Raw genomic sequence first — 12,774 nt, forward strand, 5'->3', positions numbered from 1 at the left:
AGGCTCCGGAATGCCGATTCATACGCATCGCAGTGACGATGGCCAGACCCTGACCATAAAAATTGAAGGGCGTTTCGATTTCAGCACCCATCAGGCGTTTCGTGATGCGTACGAACATGGCGACGAAAAGGTGAGCTGCTTTGTCGTCGATCTTTCGGACACCACCTACCTCGACAGTTCCGCCCTTGGCATGTTGCTGTTGCTGCGTGATTACGCGGGGGGTGACCGTGCCCGGATTCGCATCGAAAACTGCAACAGCGATGTGCGTCGTATTCTGTCAATCTCCAACTTTGAACAATTGTTCGCGATTCGCTGAATCACCCGGGGAAGACGTCACGGAGGCCCGATGTGGATGATCCACTCCCAGAAAACCGGCCACTCCGGATTCTCATTGCCGATGACAGCCACAGTGATCGTCTGATACTCAAAACCCTGTTGCGCCGCCTTGGTCACGAGGTTGAAGACGCCGAAAACGGACTGGAAGCCGTCAATATTTTCCGCAAGTCCGCGCCAGACATCGTCCTGCTGGATGCATTGATGCCGGTTATGGATGGAATGGAGGCCGCCCGCCAGATCAAGGTGCTGGCGGGAGAGCAGTTGGTTCCCCTGATTTTCCTGACATCACTGTCGGACGCCGGCGCCCTGGCTCGTTGCCTGGAGGCTGGCGGCGACGATTTTCTGACCAAACCCTACAATCGCATCATCATTGAAGCCAAGATTAACGCCTTCAATCGCATGCGGTTGATGCACCGCACCCTGAGCCATCACCGGGATCTGATTCGCGAACGCAACAGCACGCTATTGGAAGAGCAGAAGGTTGCGAAGCGGGTGTTTGACAACGTTGCCCATACCGGTTGTCTGGACGCGCCCAATATCCGCTTTCATGCGTCGCCAATGTCAATTTTCAACGGCGACGTGCTGTTCGCCTGTCCACGCCCGGCTGGCGGCATGCAAATACTGATTGGGGATTTCACTGGTCATGGCCTGCCGGCCGCCATCGGCGCCATGCCCGTGGCGGAAATTTTCTACGGCATGACCAGCAAGGGATTCAGTGGCAGCGATGTACTCCGGGAGATCAACCAGAAACTGGGCCGGATACTGCCCACCGGAATGTTCTGTTGTGCAGCCATGATCCAGGCGGATTTTCACCTGAACCAGCTGCAGATCTGGAATGGAGGGCTCCCTGACGGAGTGTTACTGAGAAAGGATGGAGCGCGTGAAACCATTGTTTCACGGCACCTGCCCTTGGGGGTGCTCGGCAGTGCACGGTTTGATGCGGGTATGGATGTGTTCCATACCGAGCCGGGTGATACCTTGCTGATGATGACAGACGGTGTGATGGAGGCTGAGAACCATCAGGGTGAGATGTATGGAGAGCAGCGCCTTGCCCGTTCTCTCGACGAAATGAGCCGACAGGGGTCACCGTTTGAAACCATTATGGCCGGCATTCGTACCTTTACCGGAAATCAGCCTGAACAGGACGACCTGACGTTGATCAGCCTGCGAATGGCGGAAGACGCGGAACTGGTTGGTATTTCCGATCGACTGCCCCAGTCCGCACTGGAGGGGCCGTCGGAGTGGCGCTGTGTGTACGAGGTTCAGGATCGAACCCTGGGGCAGTTCAGCCCCCTACCTTTGCTGCTGCATATCTGCATGGAGGTGCCGGGGCTGCGCCGGAAAAGTGGTGAGATATATACGCTGTTGTCGGAGTTGTACAGCAACGCACTGGAACACGGTGTGCTTGGCTTGTGCTCGGACTGGAAGGCGACACCCGACGGATTCGGGCACTACTACGCTGAACGTGAGCGGAGGCTGGCTGATGTGGCGGGCCACTTTATACGCTTTACGTTGACCCATACCATGACAGACAGGGGCGGGCAGCTGGTTATTGTCTGCGAAGACAGTGGCAGTGGCTTTGATTTCAGCAGTGTGCGTCCGGAGGCCGAAGATGAGCGCCGCTATTCAGGCAGAGGTTTGCTGTTGTTACAAAAAATTGGGCGTTCCCTGAATTACCGGGAACATGGCACCAAGGCTGAAATTGTATATGATTGGTATTTTTCTGAGGTTACTGGCCGTGAGGGCAGTATCACCCAACAACCAGGGGGTTGGTCATGACGGACAAACCACACCTTGATGAAGAAGCGTTGGCCGAGTTGCAGGAAGTCATGGAGAATGAGTTCGACATTCTGATCAATACTTACCTCCATGATTCCTCTGACCGTATTGCGCATCTGCGGTCGGCACTGGAAAAATCGGATGCTGACGCGTTCGCAAAATCCGCTCACAGCTTCAAAGGCAGTTGCATCAATATTGGTGCCCCTCGACTGGGCGAACTTTGTTTCGAGGCGGAGAAGGCGGGCCGCGACAATCAATTGTCACAGGCCGGAGCAATGCTCGACGACATCGAGAATGAATTCCGACAGGTTGAGGGCACACTCAAGCGTTTTATTGCGTGACGTGAACGAATGGCATCGCTTTTGCTTTGATACCGTACAGGTGCGCTGAAAAGCAGGATTAGCGCGCTGAAAGGGCGTCTGCAGCGTTCAGATTCCACCGTCATCCAGTAAAAGCGGCAAGAGGTTGCCATGTCCCAAATGGTTCTTCCCCAGGCTTCCCCACAGGGTCCACAGGCCGATAACGGTTCGAAAAGCGTCTCAGGCAATCGGGAAAAAAACGGCGATAGTCCGTTTGATTCCGTGTCTCGTGAGGAGCAGCAACGAATCGATCGAAAACAGGCTGAAAAGCGTGATCAGGCTCGGGCCGAGGATACTGGCCGTGCCGACCAGGCCGGCCGGGACAAAAGCGAAAGCAAACCCGCCGATGACCCTGAGGAGCCGCGAACCAATGCCCAGGCTGACAACTCGGAGGTTCAGGGCAAGGAAGGGGCTCCGGAAAAACCGACTGCAGAAAAAGAGGAGGCCGCTCCAGCTGGGGATGCTGAGTCTCCATCGTTAGTGGATCAGGAAGCGCCGAAGGAGGTTGTTCCCCTGACATTCGCTGAGCTTCAGGCTCTGCTGATGCCGGCGGGGGGGAACACCACGGCAGTGTCAGGCGGCAACCCGGGTGCCGGTAATGGCGTACTGCCGGGTGTGCAAGCATTTGCCGGAATGATTGCAGGCCTGCCTGGCAATACCGCAGGCAAACAGGCTCTGTCGACAGCGCAGGGAGCTGGCTCAGGCGCTGCGCCGGGCCTGGCATTGACCGACGCTTTGTTGTCGGGTGTAGCAGCAGACGCATCGCGTCCTCAGGAAACCCCATCGCTGCAAGGCGCGGTGCGCTTCCAGGCCGCTGCAGAATTGGCTAACCAGCAGCTGGCCAATCCGAATACGGCAAAGCTGCCTGCAGAGGTTGCCAACTTGCGAGGGTATACCACCTCTATTGATGTACCGGTCAGTCACGCGGAGTGGGGGGACAAGCTCGTCGGAAAGCTGACCTGGCTGACAGCACGAAATATGTCTGTCGCCGAAATACATCTCACACCGCCTGATATGGGGCCCATGGAAGTCAGGGTTCAGGTTCAGCAGGAGCAGGCACACATTACCGTTCATTCTGCCAACCCGGCCGTGCGGGACCAGCTTGAACTGCACAGCCACCGTCTCAGGGACATGCTGAGTGAGCAGGGGCTGTCACTGGACCAGTTTGACGTCAGTGATTCATCGCAGCAGCAAGCCGGCGAGGACAATGCCGGGGAGGGCAGCAAGGATGAGAGGGCAGTACTTGCCGATGGCGGACTGGACGAACAGGATCTACCATCTGAATCCCTTGATCTGACCTGGAAAGGCGAAGTTGATATCTTCGCCTGACCTCGGCACCCCTTCACCTGATGATTCTGCATCACTCTCCCTTTGCCCATCCTCCCCAGCAACGCTAAACTGCTGTTCTGATAGGGAGGATGGGGTTATCTGGCCCGTCCTTTGCTTAAACCTCTTTATAACCGTTCCGGTTGACGGATTTCTGGCAGACCTACGTTATGGCTGAAAACAATGCGCCCCCTGAGGCGCCGGCAAAGAAAGGCAAGCTCAAACTGATACTGATGCTGACCGTAGTGATTGTTCTGGCGGTCGGGTTGTCAGTCGTTGGTACCATGTGGTTTCTGGGCGGTGGCATCCCGGGCATGGCTGATGCAGAACAGGAAGACAGCTCGGAGCAGGTTGAAGTGTTTGTGCCCAGCACCTACACGGTGCTGGAGAAGGCTCTGGTCACGACAGTGCAGGCCGAAGGGCGGCAACGCTATGCCCAGGTATATCTGGCTTTCGAGGCTCAGGACCCGGCAGCACTGGCTGCGGCCAACCAGCATATGCCGTTGCTTCGCAGCAAACTGATCGGCGTACTCGGTGGCAGGGACTTTAATGAGTTACAGACGCCGGAAGGCCGGAAGGCGCTGGCCGATGATATGCTGGCGACCGTTAACAGCGCGCTGGAACAGGAAGGGGAGCCACCCTTGCTGGCCGTGCTGTTCAGGAACTTTGTCGTTCAGTAGAGAATGCGTTAGAAATGCATTAACGATGTACTAGAGACAATCTAGGGCAAGCTAAAGAATGCAACCGCGCCCGCTAGGGCGGACATCACAGGCAGAGAAACGTATGCAGGACTTACTGTCACAGGACGAAATTGACGCGCTCCTCCATGGTGTGGATGACGGCGACATTGATACCTATGATGAAACCGACGAAGCCGGTATCAAGTCCTACGACCTTGCCAGCCAGGACCGCATTGTCCGTGGCAGGATGCCCACACTGGAAATGATCAACGAGCGTTTCGCCCGCTATACCCGGATCAGCCTGTTCAATCTGTTGCGCCGCAACGCCGATGTGTCCACCGGTGGTGTTCAGATCATGAAGTTCGGCGAGTACATCCACACCCTGTACGTGCCCACTAGCCTCAACCTCTGCAAGGTTCGCCCGCTTCGGGGGACTTCGCTGTTTGTGTTGGATGCCAAGCTGGTTTTCAAGCTGGTGGACAACTTCTTCGGCGGGGAAGGCCGACACGCCAAAATCGAGGGCCGCGAATTTACCCCGACGGAAACCCGTATCGTACAGATGGTGCTTGACCAGGTGTTTCATGACATGCGGGAAGCCTGGCATGCGGTGTTGAAGGTGGATTTCGAGTACCTCAGTTCCGAAGTCAACCCGGCCATGGCCAACATCGTCAGCCCCAGTGAGGTGGTGGTTGTGAGCACCTTCCACATTGAGCTTGATGGTGGTGGTGGCGAGCTGCACATGGCGCTGCCGTACTCCATGATTGAACCCATAAGGGATGTGCTGGACGCTGGCGTCCAGAGCGACATTGACGACGTGGATGAACGCTGGGTCAGTGCGCTTCAGGAAGATATCAAGGACGTGAATGTTCCCATTAACACCACGGTTTGCCGCCGACGCATTTCTCTTCGCGATATTGCCAAACTGAAGGAAGGTGACATCATCCCCGTGGAAATCCCCGAGTTACTGACCCTGACTGCCAATGGCATTCCGGTCTACAAAGCCACGATGGGAACCCGTGATGGCAAGCTGGCGCTAAGGATTCATGACCGGGCGACGGTGCCCAAAGTGAAAAAACAACTGAAGGTGGGACGCAATGGCTGACGACGATAAGAAAGACGAGCAGGAACTCAGCGAAGACGAGAAGCTTGCCGCCGAGTGGGAATCCGCCATGGAAGAGTCGGGGGATGCCGACGAAGATGGCCGCGAGGACGAGTGGGCTGCGGCCATGGCAGAGGCTGGAGAAACCGACGACGATGACGGCAGCGACGACGCCAAAGATAATGTCCGTGCGGCACCTATGGAAGAGTTTCCGGAGGGATCGAACTTCAGCCAGGGCACTGGTCCCGCACCGGACCTGGATGTCATCCTCGATATTCCCGTGACCATTTCCATGGAAGTGGGTAACACCCAGATTCCGATTCGCAACCTGTTGCAGTTGAATCAGGGCTCGGTCATTGAACTGGACCGGCTGGCGGGTGAGCCGCTGGACGTGCTGGTCAATGGCACCCTGATTGCCCACGGCGAAGTGGTCATGGTGAACGAGAAGTTCGGCATCCGCCTGACGGACGTCATCAGCCCCGGCGAACGCATTAAGCGGTTGCAGAAATAGGATGGTGCGGGTGCATCGTTTTGCTGTCCGTTATGGCGTTCCCGGCGTGTTACTGGCGGCCTTTATGCCTGCCTTGACGCGCGCTCAGGAGCAGGAAGGGCCGGCCCGGGAAGTTGCCAGCGCACCGGATACCGTGGCCACCATGCTGACGCTGGGCGTGGGCCTGCTGGCGGTGATTGCCATTATCTTTGGTTGTGCCTGGATTGTGCGTCGCATGAGCGGGATGACGGGCGGCAACACCCGGGCTATCAAGGTGGTTTCGGTGATGCCCATGGGCACGCGTGAGCGGATTGCCCTGGTCGAAGTCGGTGGCAAACAGATTCTGATTGGTGTTACGCCTTCAGCCATTCGCACTTTGCATGTGTTTGATGAACCGGTCGTCAGTGCCGGTGATCCTGTGTCCAGTGATTTCGCCCGTAAACTCCAGGGCATGATCGGGAAATCCTGGGGCTCCGGTTCTTCATCGAAGGAAGGTTCCTGACATGGCGGTACATGTGTCCGGGCGCATCCTGGCGTTACTGACCCTTTTCATTCTTACGGCCTGGGCGCCCACTGCGCTGGCGGATATACCCGGTATTCCAGCCTTTACGGTAACGCCGGGCGAGGAAGAGGGCGTTCAGGAATACTCCGTATCCCTGCAAATCCTGGCGCTGATGACGGCGCTGACGTTCCTGCCTGCCATGCTGATGATGATGACATCGTTCACCCGCATCATCGTGGTGTTCGCAATCCTGCGTCAGGCTCTTGGGCTGCAGTCCACGCCTTCCAACCAAATCCTTCTCGGCCTGACACTGTTCCTGACCATCTTCATCATGAAGCCGGTCCTGGAAGAGGTGAACGAAGTGGCTCTGCAGCCGTACATGCAGGAAGAACTCAGCTCGTTGGAGGCGGTTGAGCAGGCCAGTCAGCCCTTCCGGAAGTTCATGCTGGCACAAACCCGGGAGAGCGACCTGGGCCTGTTCATGCGTATCGCCGACGAAGAATACGACACCGCTGAAGACGTCTCTTTTTGGGTGCTGCTGCCGGCCTTCGTGACCAGCGAACTGAAAACCGCGTTCCAGATCGGATTCATCCTGTTTATTCCGTTTCTGATTATCGACATGGTGGTCGCCAGCGTACTGATGGCGATGGGTATGATGATGTTGTCTCCGATCATCATTTCACTACCGTTCAAAATCATGCTGTTTGTGCTGGTGGACGGCTGGGCCCTGATCATGGGCACGCTGGCCGCCAGTTACGGGATATAGGGGAGAGCCGACCATGACACCCGAAACCGTTATCGACATTCTGCGTGAAGCTCTGTGGATGATCGTGCTGTTGGCAAGCCTGATTATTGGGCCAGGCCTGGTGATTGGTCTTGTGGTCAGTACCTTCCAGGCCGCCACCCAGATCAACGAACAGACCCTCAGCTTCCTGCCCCGGCTGCTGGTGACACTGATCACCATTATCGTTGCTGGTCCGTGGATGCTGACCCAGCTCCTTGATCATGCAAACCGGCTGATCACCAGCATTCCTTACCTGATCGGCTGACCCGGCATGCCCACGGAGATATCAGCCGACCTGATCAACCAGTGGGTAGGTCAACACCTGTGGCCGCTGTTCCGGCTGGCCAGCTTCATGATGGTCATTCCCTTTATCGGCACCCAGCTTGTCCCGGCACGGGTTCGTTTAGGGCTCGCTCTTATTATCACTATCCTGGTAGTGCCCATGATCCCGCCCGTGCCCCAGGTGGATGCATTCAGTGCTGACGGGGTTGTGATCACCTTGCAGCAGATCCTCATCGGTGTGGGTATGGGGTTTGCCCTGACGGCCCTGTTCCAGCTGTTTGTTGTGGCCGGCCAGATGATCGCCATGCAAATGGGGCTTGGTTTTGCCTCCATGGTTGATCCGGCCAACGGCGTGAGTGTGCCGGTGCTGGCGCAGATCTACACCATCACCATTACTTTGCTGTATCTGGCGATGAACGGGCACCTGGTGGCGTTCGAAGTTTTCATAGAGAGCTTCCGTACCATCCCCATTGGCCTGGAAGGTTTGGGGCAGACTGGTGTGTGGCAGCTTGCCCATCGCATCAGCTGGATATTTGTGTCCGCTATATTGCTGGCCCTTCCTGCTGTCACTGCCGTGTTTATCGTGAATATTTCCTTTGGGGTTATGACACGTGCTGCTCCCCAGATGAACATTTTTGCCCTGGGTTTTCCGATTGGCCTGATTTTTGGATTATTTGCCATATGGGTGCTGCACGCCAATTTTCTGCCACATTTCGAGCAGTACACCCGGGAGACGTTTGAGTTCATGCGCAACCTGCAAGGGCAGCCTTAGTAGCGACGGAAAACCATGGCCGAAGAAAACGACAACAGCCAGGAAAAAACCGAAGAGGCCACCCCCCGAAGGCTTGAGAAAGCCAGGGAGGACGGCCAGACTGCGCGTTCCAAGGAACTGGCGACCATGGCTGTTCTGTTGGCTGGTGCCGGCGGCCTGCTGATGTTTGGCGCGTCAATGGGCGCTTCCCTGGAAAGTATCATGCGCGACAGCTTCGTGTTGGAGCGCTCCGCCATCTTCGACACCCGGCATATGAGCGTCCAGCTGATTGCCTCCACCAAGGAGGCCGCCCTGTCCCTGGCGCCCTTGCTGATCCTCTTGCTCGTCGCTGCAGTCGCGGGCTCGATTGGTATTGGTGGTCTGCTGGTCAGCGGAAAAGCCATCGCCCCCAAGCTCAATAGAATGGACCCTCTCAAAGGTCTCAAGCGCATGTTCTCCATGCGTTCGCTGATTGAACTGGTCAAAGCCATCCTGAAAGTCGGCCTGGTGATGGCGGTAGCGATCCTGATATTGAACCTGCGTACGGATGACCTGCTTAGCATCGCTGAAGAGCCTGCGAGATCGGCCATGGAGCATGTTGTGTGGACCATGGCCTGGAGCTTTTTCATCCTTGCCTGTGCCACCATCGTCATTGCCGCGATCGACGTGCCGTTCCAGATCTTTGATCACCAGAAAAAGCTGCGCATGACCAAGCAGGAGGTGAAAGACGAATACAAGGATACGGAAGGCAAGCCGGAAGTGAAGGGCAAGATCCGTCAGTTGCAGCGTGAGATGGCTCAACGTCGGATGATGCAGGATGTGCCGGGCGCGGATGTGGTGATCACTAACCCGACGCATTATGCGGTGGCTTTGAAGTACGATCAAAAGAAGATGGCGGCGCCGATTGTGGTGGCGAAAGGGTCGGACGAAACGGCCTTCAAGATCATGGAGATTGCCCGCGAGAACAAAGTGGAGATTCTCCGCACGCCACCCTTGGCGCGGGCGGTTTACCACAACACTGACATCGGGGGTGAAATCCCGGATGGCCTGTACATGGCGATCGCCCAGGTGCTTGCCTATGTGTTCCAGCTTCGTCAATTCCGTAAGGGACGGGGCGAGAAGCCCCAGATGCCGAAGTTTCCGATTCCTTCGGATTTGCGGCGCGATGTGTAGCTTGGTGCTGGCCTGCTGTCTAGCCTGATGGTTTGGGGGAGGTGGCTCTGCGGGTGGGCTGCCCAAAACACGCTCCTTCGGCACATCCATGTGACGCTTGGACTCCGCCATCCATGGCTCCGTACAGTTTTGGGCAGCCCACCCGCAGAGCCACTTCTGTCATCACAGATATCACAATAGGACCAATCTGATTACTTACTTTGCTTGCGATATCGATGTTGCCCGAGAGGGTGTGGGGAAGGGGCTCCCAAAAACGTGGAGCGCCATGGATGGCGCGACCGAGCCCTACAGGGACGTATTCACGGGCGTTTTTTGGGAGTCCCTTTCGCACACCCGTTAACGCCAAACCGGAAGGCTAAAAGCAGGTTACACCGAGGCCTCAATAACCCGAACCATAGGATCACGGCGGCTCTCCGGAATTGGAAGTTGGCCGTAGAGGTTAGCAGGGTTGTGGACGGTAACGGAGGGAAAGCCGCAGGCACCGAAGTGCTCAGCAGCTTGCTGGTCGTGCAGGAAGTGGAAGCTGACATCACTGCGGGTAACCGTGCTTAGCAGTCCACCGAGAGATTTCAGGGCACCGCGTAGCAGCGGCTGGTTCGGCATCAGGTAGCTTTCAGACAGGTAGACCGAACCCGGGCGCTGTTGCAGCAGTGCCGCCAGGCGTTTCCAGAATTCGGAAATAACCGGCAAGGAAAAATAACTGGTCAGTCCTTCGGTGACGACAACCACCGGTTCTTTGCTGTCGAACACTCTCTCGAAAACCGCCTCCAGCGTCTGTTCACCGGATTCCGCCAGGATATCGATGGGCATTACCTGATGGTGATCGCCCAGGCGGCCGGAGGCCAGGAGTCGTGCGGCTTTTTTGGTGGCCATGTCAGGGAGGTCGGCTTCCACCATATGGAGGTGTGGGTGCTTTTCCCGCAAGCGGATGCCCCTTGGAGACATTCCGCAGGCAATTTCCAGAACCTGGGTGACGCCACGTTCGAGGGCCTGTTCTATCAGGTGATCGATGATCAGGTGGCGCTGCAGCAGGAAGGTGCGGATGTTGCCGCCGATGAGTGTTTTGCTGCCGACCTCGAAGGGCGTCATCAGGTGATACAGCCAGCGCCCCTGATCCGTCGCAAGCACGTCGTCGGAAAGGCCGTACCGGTGCCATACGGCACCGGTATAGAGGGCGGTAAAGCTGATGCCGGAGCTGTCAGCCATTTTCATGGGTCGGCCGTCAGTGGGTGTCTTTCTCATGAATCCTTGCGCCCCATGCTTCGCCTTTGCCTGGCAGGATCAGGTTGAGGGCTATGGCAACCACCGCGCAAAGGGCGATGCCCTCCAGGTTACCAATCGCCATGCCACCAATCCCGAAGACCAGAGTGACGGCAACGATGACCAGGTTGCGTGCCTGCGACAGGTCGACCTGGTGACGAATCAGGGTATTCAGACCGACAACGGCAATAGAGCCGAACAGCAGGCACAGGATGCCGCCCATCACCGGCGCCGGGATGGTTTGCAGTGCTGCGCCGAACTTGCCGATGAACGCCAGCACGATGGCAATGCACGCCGCCCAGATCATGACTTTGGGATTAAAGTTCTTGGTCAGCACCACCGCGCCCGTAACCTCTGAATAGGTGGTGTTGGGTGGGCCACCAAGGGCTGAGGCAGCACTGGTGGCAAGGCCATCGCCCAGCAGGGTGCGGTGCAGGCCGGGCTTCTCCAGATAGTTTTTGCGGGTAACGGTACCGATGGCGAGGATGTCGCCAATGTGTTCAATGGCCGGTGCGATGGCCACGGGAATCATGAACAGGATGGCTGCCCAGCTGAACTCCGGCGCCACAAAGTTGGGGATGGCGAACCAGGGCGCGTTGGTGATGGGTGACAGGTCCACGATGCCGGCAAAGGCCGACAGAATGTACCCGACAATAATGCCGAACATGATCGGGATCAGGCGGAAGATGCCGCTGGACCAGACAGCCATAATCACGGTCACGGCCAGGGAGATCATCGCAATCCAGATAGCGGTGTCGTAGGGCACCAGTTGTTGCGCGCCATCACCGGTGCGGCCAGAAGCCATGTGGACAGCCACCGGCGCCAGGCCAAGGCCGATGACCATGATCACCGGACCGATGACCACCGGGGGCAGCAGGCGGGTGATGAAACCGGTACCGCGCAGACGTACCGCGCCACTCAAAATGATATAGAGGATGCCCGCAGCCATCAGGCCACCGAGTGTCTCCTCAAGGCCGAAGCGCCCCTTGGCGGCAATGATCGGGGCGATAAAGGCGAAGGATGAAGCCAGGAAAATGGGAATCTGGCCGCCGGTGACGATGTGGAAAATCAGCGTGCCAATACCGGCAGTGAACAACGCAACGTTGGGGTCGAGGCCGGTAATCAGAGGCATCAGTACCAGTGCGCCAAAAGCCACCAGCAGCATCTGTGAGCCGGCAATGGCCTGTTTCCAGACCGGGTCGGTGCTATGGTCCTGCATGATTAAACGTCCTTCTGCTTGGTGCCGAAGATTTTGTCGCCGGCGTCGCCAAGCCCCGGAAGGATGTAGCCTTTTTCATTCAGCCTGTCATCGATTGATGCGGTGTAGATCGACACATCTGGATGTTTCTCCAGCACCTTTTCCACGCCTTCCGGCGCTGCAACCAGAACCAGGGCGCGGATCTCGTTGCTACCGGCTTTCTTCAGCAGGTCGATGGTAGAGATCATGGAACCGCCGGTGGCCAGCATGGGGTCGATGATCATCGCCATGCGCTCATCCAGTTCGCCTACCAGCTTTTCAAGATAGGTGCTGGCTTCCAGGGTTTCCTCGTTGCGTACCTGGCCCACGACGCTTACCCGGGCACCAGGAATCAGGGTGAGCACGCCGTCCAGCATACCGAGGCCGGCCCGCAGGATTGGCACGATGGTGATTTTCTTGCCCTGGATCTGTTCAATTTCCACCGGGCCCGCCCAGCCTTCAATAGTTTTCTTCTGCAGCGAGAAGTCTTTGGTGGCCTCGTACGTCAACAGGGCACCGACTTCCTGAGCCAGCTCCCGGAAATTCTTGGTGCTGATGTCTGAGCGGCGCATCAGGCCGAGTTTATGGCGGATAAGGGGGTGCTTGACCTCGTGAATTGGCATGGGCTCACCTTTGCGTCTGGGTCGATGATGTGGTTGTGGGCGCAGTAAAGACGCCAGCAAATGGCGCAAGGATACCGTATCTTGCCGAGTCCG

At 57.2% G+C, this 12,774-nt stretch carries 15 protein-coding genes; 12 read left to right on the forward strand and 3 right to left on the reverse strand.

Going from position 1 to position 12,774, the window contains the following annotated elements; all coding sequences use genetic code 11:
- Positions 1–10: 10 nt before the first annotated feature.
- The 12 genes from SIC19_RS16820 (at position 11) to flhB (ending at position 9,561) form a co-directional block, all read left to right on the forward strand.
- Complete coding sequence (locus SIC19_RS16820; RefSeq protein ID WP_036204837.1) at positions 11–316, forward strand: STAS domain-containing protein; 306 nt, start codon at positions 11–13, stop codon at positions 314–316.
- A gap of 32 nt (positions 317–348) precedes the next feature.
- Positions 349–2,115 (forward strand): SpoIIE family protein phosphatase, encoded by a 1,767-nt coding sequence (locus tag SIC19_RS16825; RefSeq protein ID WP_036204839.1) that lies wholly within the window; start codon positions 349–351, stop codon positions 2,113–2,115.
- On the forward strand, positions 2,112–2,456 hold the full coding sequence (locus SIC19_RS16830; RefSeq protein WP_036204841.1) for an Hpt domain-containing protein: 345 nt from the start codon (positions 2,112–2,114) through the stop codon (positions 2,454–2,456). The genes SIC19_RS16825 and SIC19_RS16830 overlap by 4 nt, the downstream gene beginning before the upstream one ends.
- 129 nt (positions 2,457–2,585) lie before the next feature.
- The gene (locus tag SIC19_RS16835; RefSeq protein WP_127401628.1) at positions 2,586–3,803 is read left to right on the forward strand and encodes a flagellar hook-length control protein FliK; all 1,218 of its coding nucleotides are present in this window, start codon (positions 2,586–2,588) and stop codon (positions 3,801–3,803) included.
- A 167-nt stretch (positions 3,804–3,970) separates the two neighbouring features.
- Positions 3,971–4,480 carry a flagellar basal body-associated protein FliL gene (fliL, locus tag SIC19_RS16840; protein ID WP_036204845.1) on the forward strand — a complete coding sequence of 170 codons (510 nt, stop codon included), beginning with the start codon at positions 3,971–3,973 and terminating at the stop codon, positions 4,478–4,480.
- 103 nt (positions 4,481–4,583) lie between these two features.
- Complete coding sequence (gene fliM / locus SIC19_RS16845; RefSeq protein ID WP_007155171.1) at positions 4,584–5,582, forward strand: flagellar motor switch protein FliM; 999 nt, start codon at positions 4,584–4,586, stop codon at positions 5,580–5,582.
- Positions 5,575–6,090, forward strand: coding sequence for a flagellar motor switch protein FliN (fliN, locus tag SIC19_RS16850; RefSeq protein ID WP_036204846.1), 516 nt, complete (start codon positions 5,575–5,577; stop codon positions 6,088–6,090). Before fliM ends, fliN begins: the two co-directional genes overlap by 8 nt.
- A gap of 64 nt (positions 6,091–6,154) precedes the next feature.
- Complete coding sequence (gene fliO / locus SIC19_RS16855) at positions 6,155–6,571, forward strand: flagellar biosynthetic protein FliO (RefSeq protein ID WP_051946792.1); 417 nt, start codon at positions 6,155–6,157, stop codon at positions 6,569–6,571.
- Between the two features lies 1 nt (position 6,572).
- A complete protein-coding gene (gene fliP, locus SIC19_RS16860; RefSeq protein WP_085680032.1) occupies positions 6,573–7,337 on the forward strand; it encodes a flagellar type III secretion system pore protein FliP in 765 nt (254 codons plus the stop codon).
- Positions 7,338–7,350: 13 nt separating this feature from the next.
- Complete coding sequence (gene fliQ, locus SIC19_RS16865) at positions 7,351–7,620, forward strand: flagellar biosynthesis protein FliQ (RefSeq protein ID WP_007155167.1); 270 nt, start codon at positions 7,351–7,353, stop codon at positions 7,618–7,620.
- Positions 7,621–7,626: 6 nt separating this feature from the next.
- A complete protein-coding gene (fliR, locus tag SIC19_RS16870; RefSeq protein ID WP_036204848.1) occupies positions 7,627–8,409 on the forward strand; it encodes a flagellar biosynthetic protein FliR in 783 nt (260 codons plus the stop codon).
- Between the two features lie 15 nt (positions 8,410–8,424).
- On the forward strand, positions 8,425–9,561 hold the full coding sequence (flhB, locus tag SIC19_RS16875; RefSeq protein WP_036204851.1) for a flagellar biosynthesis protein FlhB: 1,137 nt from the start codon (positions 8,425–8,427) through the stop codon (positions 9,559–9,561).
- 366 nt (positions 9,562–9,927) lie between these two features.
- On the opposite strand, the gene SIC19_RS16880 is transcribed toward flhB, so the two are convergent.
- From SIC19_RS16880 to upp, 3 genes are read right to left on the reverse strand one after another with little or no spacing between them, the layout of a single operon-like run.
- Positions 9,928–10,803 (reverse strand): class I SAM-dependent methyltransferase, encoded by an 876-nt coding sequence (locus SIC19_RS16880; RefSeq protein WP_228712243.1) that lies wholly within the window; start codon positions 10,801–10,803, stop codon positions 9,928–9,930.
- Positions 10,784–12,040 (reverse strand): uracil-xanthine permease family protein, encoded by a 1,257-nt coding sequence (locus SIC19_RS16885; RefSeq protein ID WP_007153962.1) that lies wholly within the window; start codon positions 12,038–12,040, stop codon positions 10,784–10,786. The genes SIC19_RS16880 and SIC19_RS16885 overlap by 20 nt, the downstream gene beginning before the upstream one ends.
- Before the next feature lie 2 nt (positions 12,041–12,042).
- Positions 12,043–12,681: a uracil phosphoribosyltransferase gene (upp, locus tag SIC19_RS16890; protein WP_036204856.1), complete on the reverse strand. Its 639-nt coding sequence runs from the start codon at positions 12,679–12,681 to the stop codon at positions 12,043–12,045.
- Positions 12,682–12,774 lie beyond the last annotated feature (93 nt).

The sequence above is a fragment of the Marinobacter sp. MIT930201 genome, assembly GCF_047122665.1.
In the GTDB taxonomy this organism is placed as follows: Bacteria; Pseudomonadota; Gammaproteobacteria; order Pseudomonadales; family Oleiphilaceae; genus Marinobacter; species Marinobacter salarius.

Bases quoted from the DNA above. Each gene is read 5' to 3' on its own strand.
- SIC19_RS16820 (WP_036204837.1), top strand. From the start codon at position 11: ATGCCGATTCATACGCATCGCAGTGACGATGGCCAGACCCTGACCATA.
- SIC19_RS16830 (WP_036204841.1), top strand. From the start codon at position 2,112: ATGACGGACAAACCACACCTTGATGAAGAAGCGTTGGCCGAGTTGCAG.
- SIC19_RS16835 (WP_127401628.1), top strand. From the start codon at position 2,586: ATGTCCCAAATGGTTCTTCCCCAGGCTTCCCCACAGGGTCCACAGGCC.
- fliL (WP_036204845.1), top strand. From the start codon at position 3,971: ATGGCTGAAAACAATGCGCCCCCTGAGGCGCCGGCAAAGAAAGGCAAG.
- fliM (WP_007155171.1), top strand. From the start codon at position 4,584: ATGCAGGACTTACTGTCACAGGACGAAATTGACGCGCTCCTCCATGGT.
- fliN (WP_036204846.1), top strand. From the start codon at position 5,575: ATGGCTGACGACGATAAGAAAGACGAGCAGGAACTCAGCGAAGACGAG.
- fliO (WP_051946792.1), top strand. From the start codon at position 6,155: ATGCCTGCCTTGACGCGCGCTCAGGAGCAGGAAGGGCCGGCCCGGGAA.
- fliP (WP_085680032.1), top strand. From the start codon at position 6,573: ATGGCGGTACATGTGTCCGGGCGCATCCTGGCGTTACTGACCCTTTTC.
- fliQ (WP_007155167.1), top strand. From the start codon at position 7,351: ATGACACCCGAAACCGTTATCGACATTCTGCGTGAAGCTCTGTGGATG.
- fliR (WP_036204848.1), top strand. From the start codon at position 7,627: ATGCCCACGGAGATATCAGCCGACCTGATCAACCAGTGGGTAGGTCAA.
- flhB (WP_036204851.1), top strand. From the start codon at position 8,425: ATGGCCGAAGAAAACGACAACAGCCAGGAAAAAACCGAAGAGGCCACC.
- SIC19_RS16880 (WP_228712243.1), bottom strand. From the start codon at position 10,803: ATGAGAAAGACACCCACTGACGGCCGACCCATGAAAATGGCTGACAGC.
- SIC19_RS16885 (WP_007153962.1), bottom strand. From the start codon at position 12,040: ATGCAGGACCATAGCACCGACCCGGTCTGGAAACAGGCCATTGCCGGC.
- upp (WP_036204856.1), bottom strand. From the start codon at position 12,681: ATGCCAATTCACGAGGTCAAGCACCCCCTTATCCGCCATAAACTCGGC.